17 protein-coding genes are annotated in these 15,419 nt (G+C 69.3%); 9 read left to right on the forward strand and 8 right to left on the reverse strand.

All coding sequences use genetic code 11. The features are described 5' to 3' along the window. Nucleotides 1-11 precede the first annotated feature (11 nt). Complete coding sequence (locus tag AQY21_RS12675) at nucleotides 12-254, forward strand: phosphopantetheine-binding protein (RefSeq protein ID WP_238986766.1); 243 nt, start codon at nucleotides 12-14, stop codon at nucleotides 252-254. A gap of 38 nt (nucleotides 255-292) precedes the next feature. Here the strand turns inward: AQY21_RS12675 and AQY21_RS12680 are convergent, their stop codons facing one another. Genes AQY21_RS12680 through AQY21_RS12690 form a run of 3 tightly spaced genes read right to left on the reverse strand, consistent with a single transcriptional unit; the run spans nucleotide 293 to nucleotide 2,915 of the window. Beyond that, nucleotides 293-1,063: an SDR family oxidoreductase gene (locus AQY21_RS12680; RefSeq protein ID WP_058098014.1), complete on the reverse strand. Its 771-nt coding sequence runs from the start codon at nucleotides 1,061-1,063 to the stop codon at nucleotides 293-295. Next, complete coding sequence (locus AQY21_RS12685; RefSeq protein ID WP_058098015.1) at nucleotides 1,054-1,710, reverse strand: isochorismatase family protein; 657 nt, start codon at nucleotides 1,708-1,710, stop codon at nucleotides 1,054-1,056. The genes AQY21_RS12680 and AQY21_RS12685 overlap by 10 nt, the downstream gene beginning before the upstream one ends. Beyond that, nucleotides 1,710-2,915: an isochorismate synthase MenF gene (locus tag AQY21_RS12690; RefSeq protein ID WP_058098016.1), complete on the reverse strand. Its 1,206-nt coding sequence runs from the start codon at nucleotides 2,913-2,915 to the stop codon at nucleotides 1,710-1,712. Before AQY21_RS12690 ends, AQY21_RS12685 begins: the two co-directional genes overlap by 1 nt. A 364-nt stretch (nucleotides 2,916-3,279) precedes the next feature. Here AQY21_RS12690 and AQY21_RS12695 point away from each other — a divergent pair, with 364 nt between their 5' ends. Then, nucleotides 3,280-4,260: a diacylglycerol kinase family protein gene (locus AQY21_RS12695; RefSeq protein WP_058098017.1), complete on the forward strand. Its 981-nt coding sequence runs from the start codon at nucleotides 3,280-3,282 to the stop codon at nucleotides 4,258-4,260. Further along, nucleotides 4,257-5,045: a metallophosphoesterase gene (locus tag AQY21_RS12700; protein WP_058098018.1), complete on the forward strand. Its 789-nt coding sequence runs from the start codon at nucleotides 4,257-4,259 to the stop codon at nucleotides 5,043-5,045. Before AQY21_RS12695 ends, AQY21_RS12700 begins: the two co-directional genes overlap by 4 nt. Nucleotides 5,046-5,134: 89 nt before the next feature. On the opposite strand, the gene AQY21_RS12705 is transcribed toward AQY21_RS12700, so the two are convergent. After that, nucleotides 5,135-5,929 (reverse strand): VOC family protein, encoded by a 795-nt coding sequence (locus AQY21_RS12705; RefSeq protein ID WP_058098062.1) that lies wholly within the window; start codon nucleotides 5,927-5,929, stop codon nucleotides 5,135-5,137. A 164-nt stretch (nucleotides 5,930-6,093) separates the two neighbouring features. On the opposite strand from AQY21_RS12705, the gene AQY21_RS12710 reads away from it, so the two are divergent. Then, nucleotides 6,094-7,293, forward strand: a complete 1,200-nt coding sequence (locus AQY21_RS12710) for a class I SAM-dependent RNA methyltransferase (RefSeq protein ID WP_238986767.1) — start codon at nucleotides 6,094-6,096, stop codon at nucleotides 7,291-7,293. A gap of 101 nt (nucleotides 7,294-7,394) precedes the next feature. After that, a complete protein-coding gene (locus tag AQY21_RS12715) occupies nucleotides 7,395-8,144 on the forward strand; it encodes an SDR family NAD(P)-dependent oxidoreductase (RefSeq protein WP_058098019.1) in 750 nt (249 codons plus the stop codon). A 4-nt stretch (nucleotides 8,145-8,148) separates the two neighbouring features. On the opposite strand, the gene AQY21_RS12720 is transcribed toward AQY21_RS12715, so the two are convergent. Together AQY21_RS12720 and ribA are read right to left on the reverse strand one after the other, a co-directional pair. Then, the gene (locus tag AQY21_RS12720; protein WP_238986768.1) at nucleotides 8,149-8,685 is read right to left on the reverse strand and encodes a L,D-transpeptidase; all 537 of its coding nucleotides are present in this window, start codon (nucleotides 8,683-8,685) and stop codon (nucleotides 8,149-8,151) included. Beyond that, nucleotides 8,682-9,743, reverse strand: coding sequence for a GTP cyclohydrolase II (gene ribA, locus AQY21_RS12725; protein ID WP_058098020.1), 1,062 nt, complete (start codon nucleotides 9,741-9,743; stop codon nucleotides 8,682-8,684). The genes AQY21_RS12720 and ribA overlap by 4 nt, the downstream gene beginning before the upstream one ends. 133 nt (nucleotides 9,744-9,876) lie before the next feature. On the opposite strand from ribA, the gene AQY21_RS12730 reads away from it, so the two are divergent. After that, nucleotides 9,877-10,563 (forward strand): response regulator transcription factor, encoded by a 687-nt coding sequence (locus tag AQY21_RS12730; RefSeq protein ID WP_058098021.1) that lies wholly within the window; start codon nucleotides 9,877-9,879, stop codon nucleotides 10,561-10,563. Between the two features lie 193 nt (nucleotides 10,564-10,756). Continuing rightward, nucleotides 10,757-11,020 carry a DUF4102 domain-containing protein gene (locus AQY21_RS28645; RefSeq protein ID WP_152988214.1) on the forward strand — a complete coding sequence of 88 codons (264 nt, stop codon included), beginning with the start codon at nucleotides 10,757-10,759 and terminating at the stop codon, nucleotides 11,018-11,020. Between the two features lie 125 nt (nucleotides 11,021-11,145). Here the strand turns inward: AQY21_RS28645 and AQY21_RS12735 are convergent, their stop codons facing one another. Next, complete coding sequence (locus tag AQY21_RS12735; RefSeq protein WP_058098022.1) at nucleotides 11,146-13,194, reverse strand: catalase; 2,049 nt, start codon at nucleotides 13,192-13,194, stop codon at nucleotides 11,146-11,148. A gap of 253 nt (nucleotides 13,195-13,447) precedes the next feature. Between AQY21_RS12735 and AQY21_RS12740 the strand changes: the two genes are divergently transcribed. Both AQY21_RS12740 and AQY21_RS12745 read left to right on the forward strand, forming a co-directional pair. After that, on the forward strand, nucleotides 13,448-13,729 hold the full coding sequence (locus AQY21_RS12740) for a hypothetical protein (RefSeq protein WP_065169927.1): 282 nt from the start codon (nucleotides 13,448-13,450) through the stop codon (nucleotides 13,727-13,729). Next, nucleotides 13,729-14,535, forward strand: coding sequence for a Ku protein (locus AQY21_RS12745; protein ID WP_058098023.1), 807 nt, complete (start codon nucleotides 13,729-13,731; stop codon nucleotides 14,533-14,535). Before AQY21_RS12740 ends, AQY21_RS12745 begins: the two co-directional genes overlap by 1 nt. On the opposite strand, the gene ligD is transcribed toward AQY21_RS12745, so the two are convergent. After that, nucleotides 14,532-15,311: a non-homologous end-joining DNA ligase gene (gene ligD, locus AQY21_RS12750; protein WP_058098024.1), complete on the reverse strand. Its 780-nt coding sequence runs from the start codon at nucleotides 15,309-15,311 to the stop codon at nucleotides 14,532-14,534. The genes AQY21_RS12745 and ligD overlap by 4 nt on opposite strands. Nucleotides 15,312-15,419 lie beyond the last annotated feature (108 nt).

Consider the following 15,419-nt stretch of genomic DNA (forward strand, 5'->3'; position numbering starts at 1 on the left):
AAGGACCAATGATGGATATTGCCGAAAAGACCGATCTCAGCCCCGAATGGCTGGCCGCCCGCGTGCAGAAGATGATCGAGGACGAATGCGAGATCGAGCCGGGCGAGAACCTCGTCCTTTACGGGCTCGATTCGATCGCGGTGATGACCTTTTCGTCCGAACTGAAGCAGATGGGCATCGAGGCCAGCTTCGAGGAGCTGGCCCGCGAGCCGACGCTGGACAATTGGTGGGCGCTGATCGCGTCCCGGATGTGAATGACCGGCCGGCCGTGACGGGCCGGCCGTGAAGCGGGTCAGGCGCGCAGGGTCGCGCCGCCGTCGACGTAAAGGTCGGCCATGGTGACATGGCCCGCCTGGTCCGACAGCATGAACATCACCGCGCCGGCGATGTCCTCGGGCGTCGCCAGCTTCTTCAGCGGGATGCCGGTGCGATAGGCTTCCAGGCTGCCCTCGATCACCGCGCGCTCGCCGGCGCCGCCGTCCTCGGTCCACATACCGGTCTGCATGGGCGTCAGGGTCGAGCCCGGCGCCACGATGTTGCAGCGCACGCCTTGCGCCGCCAGTTCTAGTCCCAGGCAGCGGACCAGCATGGTCGCCGCCGCCTTGGACGCGGCATAGACGCCCATGTTCGTGCGCGGAATCCCCGCCGCGTTCGAGCTGACCGCGACGATGGCGCCGCCGCCGTTCCGCACCATGGCCCGGCCAAAGGCGCGGGTGACATGGAAGGTGCCGCGGGCGTTCACGCCGATCACCCGCTCCCATTCCTCGGGCGTGAGATCCAGCAGCGGCCCGATGGCCAGCACGCCGGCCGCATGGACGCCAAGCGCCAGCGGGCCATGCGCGGCCTCGACTTCGGTCACCAGGGCCTCGACGGCATCGCCGTCGCGCACGTCCAGCGCCCGGTTCTCGGCGCCCGCGACCGGGTTCGCGGCCAGCGCCGATTCGGTATCGCTGGCGACGACCTTCGCGCCGGCGTCCAGCAGCGCGGCGACCACGGCCCGGCCGATGCCGCCGGCCGCGCCGGTGACGATGGCGGTCCGGCCCTCGAATCCGGTCAGGCGCATGACTTCACCTCTTGCGCTTCCAGCGCGTTCAGCGCCTGCCGGGTGGACAGCGGCACGCCGCAAGTGGCGGCGATCCATTCCATGGCCATGTCCTGCTTCTCGCGCGAGAAATCGGCCTGCGCATCGGCCACGGCAAAGGCCTCGATGTCGCGCTGGAACGCCTCGACGGCGGTGGCGAGGCAGCCGATATGGGCATAGACGCCGCAGATCATCAGCTGGTCGCGGCCGCGCGCGCGCATCAGATGTTCCAGGTTCGACCGCTGGAAGGCGCTGTAGCGGTGCTTGACCAGCACGATGTCGCCCGTCGCCGGGGCCAGTTCGGGCAGGATCTCCTCATGTTCGGGGGTGGCGCTCATCCCCGGCCCCCAGAGATCGGCCTGAAGCCCGCGATCCGGGCGGAACTGGTTGCCCTTCTGCGCGGTATAGAAGACCGGCACGCCCGCCGCCCGCGCCGCATGGATCAGCCGCGCGATATTGCCGACCACCGGCGCCAGCGGCGCACCTTCGGGATAGATGCGGCAGAAATAGCGCTGCATGTCATGGACCAGCAGCGCCAGACGGTCGCGCCGGGGCTGCCAGGGGCCGCGGGCCTCGGGCAGCTCGGCCTCGGTCGGGGGGGCGTATGGGGCGATGCCGGGCAGGGCCATCAGGTCTCTCCGTTGCAGGGCACGCCCTGAAGCGCCGCGTCCTGCGGCAGGCCCAGGGCGGCCAGAAGCGCGCCGAACTTGGCGCCGGTCTCGGCGGCCTCGGCCATCGGGTCCGAGCCGGGGACGATCCCCGCGCCCGCGTATAGCCGCGCCTGCCGGCCGCTGATCTCGGCGCAGCGGATGGCGACATGCCAGGCGCCGTCGCCGCTTGCGTCGCACCAGCCGACCGCGCCGGCATAGAAATCCCGCGCCAGGGGTTCAAGGGCCTTGATGAAGCCCGCCGCCCGCGCCATCGGCACGCCGCAGACCGCTGGCGTCGGATGCAGCGCCGAGGCCAGCACGACCGAGGGCGTGCCCTCGTCCTTCAGCCGGCCCTCGATCCGCGTGCCCAGATGCCACATGCTGCGGGTCGAGGTGATGCAGGTGCCCTCGGGGCAGCCCAGCTCGCGGCAATAGGGCGCCAGCGTGTCCAGGATCGACTCGACCACCAGCGCATGCTCGCGGTGGTCCTTGGCCGAGCCGGACAGCGCCTCGGCGGCGGCGCGGTCGGTGACCGGATCGGCCAGCCGGCGTGCCGAGCCCGCCAGCGGATGCGAGGCGATGCGCCGGCCCTGTTTCTCGACCAGCAGTTCGGGCGTGGCGCCGCACAGCGCGCGGCCCTGCGGATGGTTCGGCCCGGTGGGCAGCGCCACGCGAAAGGCAGTCACGCTGCGGTCGGCGCGCAGCCGCGCCATCAGCGCCTCGACCGGAATCGGCGCGGTGGATTCGACCAGCAGCGTGCGCGCCAGCACGATTTTTTCCAGCGCATTCCGGCTGCCCGCCTCTTCGGCCATGATGCCAAGCGCGCGCGCCACGGCGCCGGCATAATCGCCCGCGGCGGGCTCGGCCGCCAGGCGCCAGCCCGGCAGCGGCAGGCCCTGCGGCGCGATGCCGGTCGGTGCGGGCGCCTCGCTGCGCCGGCATTGCCACAGGCAGTCCTCGTCCTCGCGGTCGAAGGGCAGGGCGCCGCCGATCATCTCGCCCGGCGCGGCCGCGGCAAGGGCCGCCGCCACCCGCGTCTCCAGCGTCGCGGCATTTCCGGGGGCGATCTGCCGCGCGGGGCCTCGGCCCAGGATACGCCCCGAAGGGCCGTCGAAACCGAACAGAACCGGATCAGGCACAGGCGACGCCGTGTTCTTCGGCGCCTCGGACAGGCGGATGTTCATGATGCATCTCGTTTTTCAAAGAAATTTCGTCCCCGATCCCGGTGGCGGCCCGCGACGATGAACATGGCGCGGGTTGCGCAGGCATGGATGATGCTGCGATCAGATATCCGGGGCAGAGCTCTCCTGCGCAGGGTTAGGCAACTGATGTCTCGGGTGGCGGACCGCCGCGATCCCCAAGGGGTGCGGCCGGTCGGGTGGGTGTCTGGAAATCCCGCCCCTCAGCTTCCCGGGCGCAATCTGTCAAAGCACTCCCGGAAAGGCAAGTAAAAAGATCAGGATTATTTCCCGCCGGCGAATTGTCGCAGCCACGGCCCGGCACGGGGCCGGAACCCGGGGCCGGCCGAGGGGGTTGCGAGGCGTGGCAATGCGGAAAGACGACGAGATGACCAGCCAAGGCGATCCGGCCGAAAGCCCCGATTTCGATCTGGCCAAGGCGCGGATCTGCGCCATCGTGAACATGGGCTCGGGGCGCGAGGCGGGCGAGGATATCGCCGGCCAGTTGCGCGCCGCGCTGGAAGGCCGAGTGGCCGCGCTTGAGGTCCGCGGCACCGGCCGGGGCGCCGACCTGCCCGCCATGGCCCGCGCGGCGGTGGCCGAGGGGTTCGACCTGATCGTCGCGGCTGGCGGCGACGGCACCCAGGCGGCCGTCGCCGGCGCGGTCGCCGGCACGCCTGCGGCGATGGCGGTGATCCCCGGCGGCACCTTCAACTATTTCGCCCGCGACCTCGGCTCGGGTGAGACGGTCGAGGCGGCGCTGAAGATCTTCGACGCGCCCCGCATCCGCCGCGTCCATGTCGGCGAGATGAACGGCATGATCTTCCTGAACAATGTCAGCTTCGGCGCCTATCCCGAGATCCTGCGGCGCCGCGAAAGCATTTATCGCCGCTGGGGCCGCTCGCGGCTGGCGGCCTATTGGTCGGCGGTGGCGGCGCTATGGACGCTGCGCCGGCCGCTGCATCTGACGGTGCGCGCGAATGGCGAGGAACGGCGCTTCACCACCGCACTGGCCTTCGTGGCGAAAAGCGCCTTCCAGCTCGACACCTTCGGGCTGGAAGGGGCCGATTGCGTGCGGCGCGGCCAGATGGCGCTGCTGCTGGCGCGGGCGAAGCGGCCGGGGCCGCTGGTGCGCTCGGCGCTGCGGCTGGCCCTGGGCAAGACGGCGCGCTATGCCGATTTCGACCTGATCTGTGCCGATGAATTCGAGCTCGAGACCGTGCCGCGCCACGAATATGTCGCCCATGACGGCGAGAAGACCTGGATGGATTCGCCCTTTCGCATCCGCGTGCGCCGGGGCGCGCTGAACGTGCTGGTCCCGGCCGAAAGCGGCGGGCGGGATGCCGGATGACGCGCATCCTGCACCTCTCGGACCTGCATTTCGGGCTGGAACGCGAGCCGCTGGTCGAGCCGCTGCTCGACAGGATCAATGCCGCGCGCGCCGATCTGGTGGTGGTGACGGGCGACCTGACCCATCGCGGCCGCTCGGCGCAATTCGCGCAGGCCGCGGCCTTCCTGCGCCGGATCGAGGCGCCGCTGCTGGCGGTGCCCGGCAATCACGACATCCCGCTCTACAAGCTGGCGGACCGGATGATGCGCCCCTATCGCCGCTGGCGCCGCGCCATCGCGGGGAATCTGGAACCGGTCGGCCATGTCGGCAATCTGCGGGTGCAGGGCGTGAACAGCGTCGATCCGATGGCCTGGCAGCGCGGCATCATCACGCCGGTGCAGGTGGCGCGGGTGATCGCGGGGCTCGACCCGGCCTGCATCAACATCGTCGCGCTGCATCACCCGATGCAGCAGCGCCCGCAGGTGGACAAGGCGCTGATGCAGGGCGCAGGCCCGGCCCTGACCCGTTTCGAGGCCGAGGAGGTGCAGCTGGTGCTCAGCGGCCACCTGCACCTGTGGTCGATCGGCGCCTTCCTGGGCGAACAGGGGCGGCCGATCCTGCAAGTACAGGCCGGAACCGCCCTTTGCGCCCGCCCCGGCGACCGCCAGAACGAATTCGCCGTGCTGGAGTTCGCCGGCACCGACCTGCTGGTCGAACGCCATGTCGCGCCGATGACCGAGCCGGGTTTCCGCGCTCCGGAATATCTGCGCTTCACCCGCCGGAACAGGCTCTGGCGCCCGGTCTGAGCTTCTTTCGTGGAGAAATATCCCGGGGGAGCGCCTCTCCGGCCCGTCGAAGGGCCGGAGAGGCGCGGGGGCAGAGCCCCCATTCCGGCTCAGCCCTTGGGCTCGACGCGGAAGACCGTGTCCCAGGGATCGCGCAGCTCCGCCGCTCCAAGCGCCTGCAACCGATCGGGATCGGCGGCCAGCACCACCTCGGCCAGCCCGGCCGAATCGGCGCTGCGCGGCCCGGCGCCGCGGCTGTTCCAGACATTGCCCGCCAGGTGATGGTGATACCCTCCGGTGGCGAAGAAACTGGCGCCGAAGCGATGCGCCATGCGCTCCATGCCCAGCCGGTTCATGCAGAAATCCTCGGCCGCGGCCACATCGCCGACCTGAAGGTGGACATGCCCCACCACGCTTTCCGCGGGCGCGCCGGTCCAATCGCCGTCGGCCGCCGCCATGAGGTCGGCCAGGTCCAGCGCGATGGTATCCATCCGCACCTCGCTGCCGTCATGCTGCCAGGCTTCGCGCGGGCGGTCGGCATAGATCTCGATGCCGTTGCCCTCGGGGTCGCGCAGATAGATCGCCTCGCTGACCAGATGGTCCGAGGCGCCGTCGAGCCTGATGCCCTGATCGGCGACGAAACGCAGCCAGCGCCCCAGGGCCTGGCGATCCGGCAGAAGAAAGGCGGTGTGAAACAGCCCCGCCTCTTGCGGGCGCGGTCGGGCGGCCTTGTCGTGGCGCAGCTCCAGCAGCGGCTTGCCGCCGGCGCCCAGCACCATTTCCTCGCCATTGCCGGAGATCCGCTCCAGCCCGATGACGGAGCGATAGAAATCCCCGACCCGGCCCAGGTCGTTGACGATCAGGGCCACCCGGCCGATCTGGATGGGGGCGTCACTCGTGGCCATCATGCTCTCCTTGATCTTGTTGCAGCCAAGATAGGCGCGAAGCGCATGGCTTGAAATGGCGTCAATCGGGGAATACTGACGCCATTCCGGCGACAATAAGCGCGGATTGCCTTCGCCCGCGCCGCGGCGCATGATGCGGGGCCTTTTTTGCCAGCCGGAACCCGATGAAGCCCCGCGCCCCCAAGACACGTCCCGCCAAGACCCCCGCCGCCCCCATCGCGCCCCGGCCGCAGCCCGAACCGGCGCCGCTTGCCGCCGATCCGGCGCGGATGGAGATCTTCCTGGTCGCCACCCCGGGGCTGGAGGAACCGCTGGCCGAGGAGGCCCGCGCGCTCGGCTGGGACGCGCAGGTCCAGCCGGGCGGGGTGACCTTCACCGGCGGCTGGCCGGATGTCTGGCGGGCCAACCTGGAAATCCGCGGCGCGACGCGCGTGCTGGCCCGCATCGGCGCCTTTCGCGCCCTGCATCCGGCGCAGCTCGACAAGCGCGCCCGCCGCTTTCCCTGGGCCGATTGGCTGCGCCCCGACGTGCCGGTCCGCATCGAGGCGAGCAGCCGCAAGTCCCGCATCTACCACGCCGGCGCCATCACCCAGCGCATCGAGGCGGCCATCCGCGACACGCTGGGCGCCCCCATCGCCGAGGATGCACCCGTCACGCTGAAGATCCGCATCGAGGACGACCTTTGCACCATCAGTCTGGACACCTCGGGCGAGTCGCTGCACCGGCGCGGCCACAAGCAGGCGGTCGGCAAGGCGCCGATGCGCGAGACCATGGCGGCGATGTTCCTGCGCCAATGCGGTTTCGACGGGCGCGAGCCGGTGCTGGACCCGATGTGCGGCTCGGGCACTTTCGTCATCGAGGCGGCCGAGATCGCGGCGGGCCTGCGCCCCGGACGGCTGCGGCGTTTCGCCTTTGAACAGCTGCCGGGCCATGACGCGCAGGCATGGCAGGCGATGCGCAGCGCGCCGGTTCCGCCCGTTCCGGCGCAGCCTCGTTACCACGGCAGCGACCGCGACCCCGGCGCGATCCGCATGAGCCGCGAGAATGCCGCCCGCGCCGGGCTGGACGGCTGGACCAGTTTCGAGAATCGCGCCATCGGCGAGCTTCAGCGCCCCGAAGGGCCGCCGGGCCTGGTCATCGTCAACCCGCCCTATGGCGCCCGCATCGGCAACAAGGGACCGCTTTTCGGCCTGCATGCCGCCATGGGCGAGGTGCTGCGCGAGCGGTTCCGGGGCTGGCGCGTCGGGCTGGTCACCAGCGAGGCGCCGCTGGCCCGCGCCACGGGCCTGCCCTTTCGCGAGCCGGGGACCTATGTCGCCCATGGCGGGCTGAAGATCCGGCTGTGGCAGACCGGGCCGCTGTGAACGGGGAACCCCGGCCGGGGCGGCTGCATTGATACGATTGGTCGCAGGGACTGGTTCCTTGCGGGTGCTATGCTTGCCCGAAAACCGCGCAGGAGAACCGCATGGACATTCGTTTCGACAACAAGATCGCCCTGGTGACCGGCGCCGGCTCGGGGCTGGGCGAGGCGATCGCGCTGGAACTCGGGGCCTCGGGCGCCACGGTGGTGGCCGCCGACCTGCATGAAGCGACCGCCCGCGCCACCGCCGACAGGATCGTCGCAGCGGGCGGCAGGGCCGAGGCCGTGGCGGGCGACGTCTCCGACCCCGATGCGGTGCGCAAGGCCGTCGAGGTTGCCAAGGGGCTGGGCGGGCTGCATCTGCTGGTGAACAATGCCGGCATCGGCGGCCCCAGCGCCCCGGTCGGGGAATACCCGCTGGACGGCTGGCAAAAGGTCATCGACGTCAACCTGAACGCCGTCTTCTACGGCATGCGCTACGGCATCCCGGCCATGCTGGAAGCCGGCGGCGGGGCGATCGTGAACATGGCCTCGATCCTCGGCTCGGTCGGGTTCAACGGGGCCGGGGCCTATGTCTCGGCCAAGCATGCCGTGGTCGGCATGACCAAGAACGCGGCGCTGGAATATGCGGCGCAGGGCATCCGGGTGAACTCGGTCGGCCCGGCCTTCATCGACACGCCGCTGCTCGACCAGCTGGATCAGGAGGTCAAGCAGGCGCTGGTGGCCCGCCATCCCATCGGCCGGCTGGGCCGGGCGGATGAGGTTGCGGGCCTCGTCGTCTTCCTGCTTTCGGACCGCGCGAGCTTTATCACCGGCAGCTATCACCTGGTGGATGGCGGCTATACGGCGCTGTGACGCCTCAGTCCTTGCCGTGCTGGCTGGCGGGTTTGCGCGCCGGCCAGCGCGGCAGGGCGGGGATCTCCAGCACATCGCCCGGCGTAACGGCCGAGGCGAGCCAAGCCAAGTCGCGCCGCGCCATGGCGACGCAGCCTGCGGTCGGGAATCCCGGCCGGCGCCATTGGTGCAGGAAAATGGCGGACCCCGCGCCGGGCCGGGCCTGCGGCCAGTTCCAGTCCGTCACCAGCACGATGTCGTAAAGCGGATCGGCGCGCCGCATCGCCTCGTGGCTGGGGCCGAAAGGCGCGCGCACCGGATGGTTATAGGCCGGGTGGCCCGAGGCGTCGCACCACAGGTCGCCCGGCAGGATCGGCCGCGCCCAGCCATTGGGCCGCGCCACCCGGTCGGGGCGGTAGAGCAGGCCGACGATGCGATGCCGGCCGATGGGCGTCGCGCCGTCGCCCTCGGCCTTGTCGGCGCGGATGCCGCCGCGCCCGACCGCGCAGGGGATGACCCGCGGCCCGGCCCGCAGCCCCATGGGCGTCAAGAGCAGCCTCACAGCAGATGGCCCGATTTCGAAGCCTTCACGTCCAGATAGCTGGTATTGTGGCGGTTCCTGGGGGTGATCAGCGGCACGCGCTCGGCCACGCGGATGCCGTGGCCCTCCAGCATGGCGACCTTTTTCGGGTTGTTGGTCATCAGCCGAACCGCGTCGAAGCCCATCTTCTTCAGGATGCCGGCGCCGATGCGGAAATCGCGCTCGTCATCCTCGAAACCCAGCCGGTGATTGGCCTCGACCGTGTCGAAACCCTGGTTTTGCAGCGCATAGGCGCGCATCTTGTTGGCCAGGCCGATGCCGCGCCCCTCCTGGTTCAGATAGAGCAGCACGCCCTCGCCCGCCTGGCCCATGGCGGTCAGCGCGGCGTGCAATTGCGGTCCGCAATCGCATTTCAGGCTGCCCAGCACGTCGCCGGTGAAGCAGGCCGAATGCAGCCGCGCCAGCACCGGCGCCGCGCGCGAGGGGGCGCCGATCTCGACCGCGTAATGCTCGGCCTCGCCATTGTCGGGGCGAAAGATGTGCAGCTTGGAGTTCTCGGCCGCGAGCAGCGGCAGCCGGGCGGCGGCGACGGGGGCCATCGCCGCCTCGGTCGCCATCTGCGCCAGCGCCGGGCCGGGCGAGAGCCGGGTCAGCCCCTCGGGCGGGCTGGCCACGGGCACCACCAGCACGGCGGGCAGGAGTTGCGCCGATTTCGCCAGCGCGATGCCGGCGCGATGCGCGTCCACCTCGCCGCCGCGCGGGCTGCGGAACGGCCCCTTCATCGGCGTCATCAGGTCGCCCGCCGGATCGGCCACGGCCCGCAACCAGGCGAGGTCCGCATCGCCCGGCACCTCGATCCGCGCCAGATCGCGGTCGTAGACCCGGGCCTTCAGCGTCTCGGCCCGCGGCTCGGTGATGGCCAGCACGGCCGGGCCAAGGGCACGCATGGATGCCAGCCGGTCGGCGCGCAGCGTCTCGACCGCGGCGACAAGCTGGCCGCCGATGACCACGGGCAGGCCCATGCGCAGGTCGGCGCGGGCGCGCGAAAGGGTCTCGGTGAGGGTCGGGATCAGGGTCATCGGGCCAGCATGGTTGAAACAATCTGAAACATAGGGCGGATTTCCGACAACTCCATGTGAGAATTGCTGCAAACCGCTGGACGCCTGCCGCGCCGCGCCACAGTTTTCCGCCATAACGCCAAAGGAGGCAAGAATGGCCGGACTGAAAAAGATCCTGCTGGTCGATGACGAGGAAGACCTGCGCGAGGCGCTGGCCGAGCAGTTGGTCGCCACCGAGGATTTCGAGGTGTTCGAGGCGGGCTCGGGCCATGAGGCGGTCGAAAGGACCAAGGGCGCGATCTTCGACCTGGTGGTGCTGGACGTGGGCCTGCCCGACACGGACGGGCGCGAACTGTGCAAGCGGCTGCGCAAGCAGGGCGTCAAGTGCCCCATCGTCATGCTGACCGGCCACGATACCGACGCGGACACCATCCTGGGCCTGGATTCGGGCGCGAACGACTACATCACCAAGCCGTTCAAGTTCCCGGTGCTGCTGGCGCGGCTGCGTGCCCAGCTGCGCACGCATGAGCAGTCCGAGGACGCGATCTTCCAGCTTGGCCCCTATACGTTCAAGCCGGCGATGAAGATGCTGATCGACCAGAAGGAGCGCAAGATCCGCCTGACCGAAAAGGAAACCAACATCCTGAAATTCCTGTATCGCGCCCAGGACGGGGTAGTGCCGCGCGACGTGCTTCTGCACGAGGTCTGGGGCTACAATGCCGGCGTGACCACGCATACGCTGGAGACGCATATCTACCGCCTGCGCCAGAAGATCGAGCCCGATCCCTCGAACGCCCGGCTGCTGGTCACCGAATCCGGCGGCTATCGCCTGGTGGCTTGATCTATGTTGATCGGGGGAACCCGCGCCGGGCTGGCGGGTTCTGATTGCGAAGCCCGGTGGCCGGAGGATGCGGCCACATGATGACCCGGCCCCGGCTCAGACCGGCGGCCAGGTTTCCCTTTTGCGCCGCCGCGCGGGGGCGCTTCGCCCCCCGCACCCCCCGAGGATATTTCCACACGGAAGACGGCCCGCCATGCGGATTTTGAGCAGCGCCGGCGGCCGGGTCCGGATTGGCCTGGGCGATTTCCCCGATCTGAGCCGGAAGGCGGCGCGTGAGCCGGCAGTCCTGCTGCGGCTTCAGGCGGCACGCGGCTGGTTGCCGGAGCAGGTCCGCTGGATGCAAATCGCTTCGGAATGCGCAGATCCGGCAGGTCGCGATGCTGCTTGCGCTCATCGCAAGGCGCATGAACAGGGATTTCGGTTTCCTGTCGGAGGACGGGTCATGTTGCCTTTCTGAACCGGCGCCGGAGCGCGCGGCGGGGCGCAAGGTTGCCAGGACAAGCAGAGCATGGGATCCCGCTCCGCTTGTCGCCATGACACATCGCCCAGCCGTCATGCCGTCCCACGGGCGCGGGCCATGGGTCAGGCCAGGTCGCGGACCTTCGGCTCGCGCGCCCAGTAGCGGCGGGCGGCCGCCCGGGGCAGGGCGGCAAGGTCGGTGACGCCCTCGTCCGGCTCGATCCCCGCGCGGTCCAGCAGCGGCTGCGCGCCCGGCGTGTGGCCGATGGCCTTGAGATGGGCGAAGGCGTCCATGACGAAGCCGACCGCCGCCCCGTCCCGCGCCAGGTTTTGCGCCGCCGTCTCGGTCAGCACCAGGGCCACCGCGTCGAACAGCACCGAGGGCGAGCCGGCAAGCTGGCCGTCGGCCTTGGCCTCGCCGCCCTCCAGCCGAATGCCGCCGACCCTCGGGGCGATGGTGAAGGGCGTGCCGCCGGCCTTTTCCACCGCCGCGGCCAGCCCGTCGAGTTCCGCCTTGTCCGAGCCTTCGGCGAACAGGATGCCGACCTTGCGTCCCTTGAGCGTGTTCTGCCAGTTCTTCTGGATCGACAGCGCGTCGGAAGGCGCGATATCGATCGGCTCGCGAAACGGTTTCGCGGCCGCGGGCAGGTCGATCGCGAGCCCCGCCGCCACCCGCCTGGCCAGATCCTCGTCGATATTGCGCAGATGGCTGACGACGCGGGCGCGCACATGGCCCAGCCCCACCTTGGACAGTTCGAAGACGAAGGCCGAGGCGATATGCGCCTGCTCGTTTTCCGTCATCGAGCGCCAGTAAAGCCGTGGCTGGCTGTAATGGTCGCCGAAGCTTTCGGCCCGGATGCGCAGCTTGTCGCCCTCGACCTGCTGCGGCGCGGTGGCGAAGCCCTCGGCACTGGCGCGGGGGCCGGGGTCCTCGCCCGCCTGGTCGAGGCTGTTCGGCTCGTAATTGGCGCGGCCCTTCGGCACCTGGGTCTGCATCATCCCGTCGCGCATCATGTTGGCATAGGGGCATTTCGGCGCATTCACCGGGACCTGGTGGAAATTCGTCGTGCCCAGCCGGGATTTCTGCGTGTCGAGATAGGAAAACAGCCGGCCCTGCAACAGCGGGTCGTCGCTGAAGTCGATGCCCGGCACGATGTTGGAGGGCAGGAAGGCGACCTGCTCGGTCTCGGCGAAGAAGTTGTCGGGGTTGCGGTCCAGCACCAGGCGGCCGACGATCCGCAGCGGCACGATCTCCTCGGGGATGATCTTGGTCGCGTCCAGCACGTCCCAGGGCAGGCTGTCGGCCAGTGCCTGGTCGAAGATCTGCAAGCCCAGATCCCATTCGGGATGGTCGCCCGCCGCAATCGCCTCGTAGAGGTCGCGGCGGTGATAGTCGTTGTCGGCGCCCTGCATCCTGGCGCTTTCGTCCCAGACCAGCGATTGCATGCCCAGGCGCGGGCGCCAGTGGAACTTGACGAAACGCGTCTCGCCGCGGGCGTTCACCAGCTTGAAGGTATGGACGCCGAAACCCTCCATCATCCGATAGCTGCGCGGGATGGCGCGGTCGGACATGGCCCAGATCACCGTATGCAGGCTTTCGGGCATCAGCGAGACGAAATCCCAGAACGTGTCATGGGCCGAGGCAGCCTGCGGATAGCCGCGGTCGGCCTCCATCTTGACCGAATGCACGAGGTCGGGAAACTTGATCGCGTCCTGGATGAAGAAGACCGGGATGTTGTTGCCGACCAGATCCCAGTTCCCTTCGTCGGTATAGAACTTGACCGCGAAACCGCGCACGTCGCGAGGCGTATCGACCGAGCCGGCCCCGCCCGCAACCGTGGAAAACCGCACGAAAACCGGTGTCTTCTTGCCTTTCTTGGCAAAGAGGCCGGCGCGCGTCAGTTCGGGGATCGGGTCGGTGCATTCGAAATGGCCATGCGCGGCCGAGCCGCGGGCATGCACGATGCGTTCCGGGATGCGCTCATGGTCGAAATGAAAGATCTTCTCGCGCAGAAGGAAATCTTCCAGCAGCGTCGGGCCGCGATGGCCGGCGCGCAGGCTGTTCTGATTGTCGGAAAACGGGATGCCGTGGTTGGTGGTCAGGGTCTCGCCGCCGCGCTGCTGCGTTTCGCCGGCATTGCCAAGATCGGACTGATAGGGATCGGGTGCCATCTTTCCTGCCTTTTTCGAGGTGGGTGCGGCCGCAACCTTCCTGTTGCCGCCGCGGGCTTCGATGCCAACGCCGGACGATTGCCCCGGTTCCCCGCCAGCGCGGCCGGCAGCCTCTCCCGCCTGTTCCCTGGCTTATGACGGCCGGGGGTGTTGGCGCGCGGTTTCGCCTCTTCACGCTCCAGCATGCCGGGAACATTGCGGTGCGTGCGTGGTTGACCCCGCATCACGATCCGAGATGCAGGAGGAAAGTGCCATGGCCCATGCAAGCCGCAAGGAGTTCGGGGCAGGGCAGCAGGATCAGGGCAAGGGCGACGCCTCGGGCGGCATGACCCCGGACATGGCCGAGGGCCTGCCCGAGAATGAAGTCCTGTCCAATCGCGACACCGCGCGGCGTTGGCGCCAGCGCGGTCTCGACAGCCGGCATGTGCAGAACCAGCAGCACCACGACCATGCCGGCAACCGCGAGCGCACGGCAGAGGAGGAGGACCTGCCCGACCGGCGCCCCGGTGACGAGCCGATCCGCGCCGAACCCTGATGGCACCGCGTTCGTTCTGGAAGGGTTATCTGAAGCTGTCGCTGGTCACCTGTCCGGTTTCGATGATGCCGGCCACCGGCGAGGGCGAGAAGGTTCGCTTCCATACCCTGAATGCGAAAACCGGTAACCGCGTCGTCAGCCGCTACGTCGATGCCGGGACCGGCAAGCCGGTGGCCGAGGAAGACGAGGTCAAGGGCTATCCAAGGGGCGAGGACGAGCACGTGATCCTGGAGGATGACGAGATCGCCTCGGTGGCGCTGGAAAGTGCCCGCACCATCGACATCGAGATGTTCGTGCCCTCGGATTCGATCGGCTGGATCTGGTATGACAAGCCGCATTACCTGGTGCCGGACGATCCCATCGGCGAGGAAGCCTATTGCGTGATCCGCGACGCCATGGGCTCGACCGGGACGGTGGGCATCTCGCGGCTGGTGCTCTATCGCCGCGAACGGGCGGTGATGCTGGAGCCGCGCGACAAGGGCATCGTGCTCTGGACCCTGCGCTATGGCGACGAGGTGCGGCCCGAGGCGGATTATTTCGGCCGGATCGGCGACGGGAAGGTCGATGCCGGACTGCTGAAGCTGGTCACCCGGCTGATCGACGAGCGCAGCGCGCCCTGGGACCCGGCCATGGTCGCCGATCCGGTGCAGGAGAAGCTCTTGGAGATCATCGCCGCCAAAACCAAGGGGCGCAAGCGTGCGGCCAAGCCGAAATCCGAGAAGCCCGCCGCGCCGGGCAATGTCATCAACATCATGGATGCGCTGAAGAAAAGCATCGCCGCGGAAAGCAAGGGCCGACGGCGCTAGCCGGCCTTCCTGCGCCGGGCGCGCGGCGCCTCGAGTGGCGCGGCGGCACTGCGAAAGCCGTCCCACGGGTCCGAGGCCAGCGTGGCCAGCCGTGTCGGCATGTTCCGTATGGTGAACCAGGCCGGGCCGATGCCGGCGTCCAGCTCCTCCCAGCGCAGCGGGGCCGAGACGGCTGCACCTGGTCGGGCGCGGGTGGAATAGGCGGCGACGGCGGTGGCGCCGCGCTGGTTGCGCAGATAGTCGATCAGGATCCTGCCGCGTCGGCGGGCCTTGCCGATGGTCGAGACGTAGCGGTCCGGATCGTCGGCGGCCATGGCCTCGGCCAGCGTCTTGGTGAAGCTCTTGACCGCCGGCCATTCCGCCAGCGGCCGCAAGGGCGCGACGACATGCAGCCCCTTGCCGCCCGAGGTCTTGACGAAACCGGCGAGGCCGTGGTCCTCCAGCCGCTGGCGCAGCTCGCGCGCGGCCGCGACCACGGCGGGCCATTCGACCGCCTCGCCCGGGTCGAGGTCCATGGTGATCATGTCCGGGTGCTCCCAATCGGCGATGGTCGCGCCCCAGGGGTGGATCTCCAACGCGGCCGATTGCACCAGCCCCATCAGCCCGTCCAGATCCTCGATGGCGATCAGCGGCTCGCCCGTGGGGTCCTTGGGGTCCTGCACCTGGACGATATGCGGGCTGAGCCCCCTCCACGCGTGCTTCTGGAAGAATGTCTCGCCCGCGATGCCGTTCGGGCAACGCAGCAGCGCCAGCGGCCGGCCGGTGATCCAGGCCATGATCGGGGCTGGCTCAGCCCCGATCTGTCGGGCGCGAGGGACATCGCTGGTGCCGGCCTCTGCTTTCAGGTCCGTTTGAACCGGCCAAGAGCCGCAATGTTCCTGAAA

The organism is Paracoccus sp. MKU1, assembly GCF_001447385.1.
Classification (GTDB): Bacteria; Pseudomonadota; Alphaproteobacteria; order Rhodobacterales; family Rhodobacteraceae; genus Paracoccus.

Bases quoted from the DNA above. Each gene is read 5' to 3' on its own strand.
- AQY21_RS12690 (WP_058098016.1), bottom strand. From the start codon at position 2,915: ATGAACATCCGCCTGTCCGAGGCGCCGAAGAACACGGCGTCGCCTGTG.
- ligD (WP_058098024.1), bottom strand. From the start codon at position 15,311: ATGGCCTGGATCACCGGCCGGCCGCTGGCGCTGCTGCGTTGCCCGAAC.
- AQY21_RS12740 (WP_065169927.1), top strand. From the start codon at position 13,448: ATGGCCCATGCAAGCCGCAAGGAGTTCGGGGCAGGGCAGCAGGATCAG.
- ribA (WP_058098020.1), bottom strand. From the start codon at position 9,743: ATGACCCTGATCCCGACCCTCACCGAGACCCTTTCGCGCGCCCGCGCC.
- AQY21_RS12715 (WP_058098019.1), top strand. From the start codon at position 7,395: ATGGACATTCGTTTCGACAACAAGATCGCCCTGGTGACCGGCGCCGGC.
- AQY21_RS12730 (WP_058098021.1), top strand. From the start codon at position 9,877: ATGGCCGGACTGAAAAAGATCCTGCTGGTCGATGACGAGGAAGACCTG.
- AQY21_RS12700 (WP_058098018.1), top strand. From the start codon at position 4,257: ATGACGCGCATCCTGCACCTCTCGGACCTGCATTTCGGGCTGGAACGC.
- AQY21_RS12735 (WP_058098022.1), bottom strand. From the start codon at position 13,194: ATGGCACCCGATCCCTATCAGTCCGATCTTGGCAATGCCGGCGAAACG.
- AQY21_RS12685 (WP_058098015.1), bottom strand. From the start codon at position 1,710: ATGGCCCTGCCCGGCATCGCCCCATACGCCCCCCCGACCGAGGCCGAG.
- AQY21_RS12675 (WP_238986766.1), top strand. From the start codon at position 12: ATGGATATTGCCGAAAAGACCGATCTCAGCCCCGAATGGCTGGCCGCC.
- AQY21_RS12680 (WP_058098014.1), bottom strand. From the start codon at position 1,063: ATGCGCCTGACCGGATTCGAGGGCCGGACCGCCATCGTCACCGGCGCG.
- AQY21_RS12695 (WP_058098017.1), top strand. From the start codon at position 3,280: ATGCGGAAAGACGACGAGATGACCAGCCAAGGCGATCCGGCCGAAAGC.
- AQY21_RS28645 (WP_152988214.1), top strand. From the start codon at position 10,757: ATGCGGATTTTGAGCAGCGCCGGCGGCCGGGTCCGGATTGGCCTGGGC.
- AQY21_RS12705 (WP_058098062.1), bottom strand. From the start codon at position 5,929: ATGGCCACGAGTGACGCCCCCATCCAGATCGGCCGGGTGGCCCTGATC.
- AQY21_RS12710 (WP_238986767.1), top strand. From the start codon at position 6,094: ATGAAGCCCCGCGCCCCCAAGACACGTCCCGCCAAGACCCCCGCCGCC.
- AQY21_RS12745 (WP_058098023.1), top strand. From the start codon at position 13,729: ATGGCACCGCGTTCGTTCTGGAAGGGTTATCTGAAGCTGTCGCTGGTC.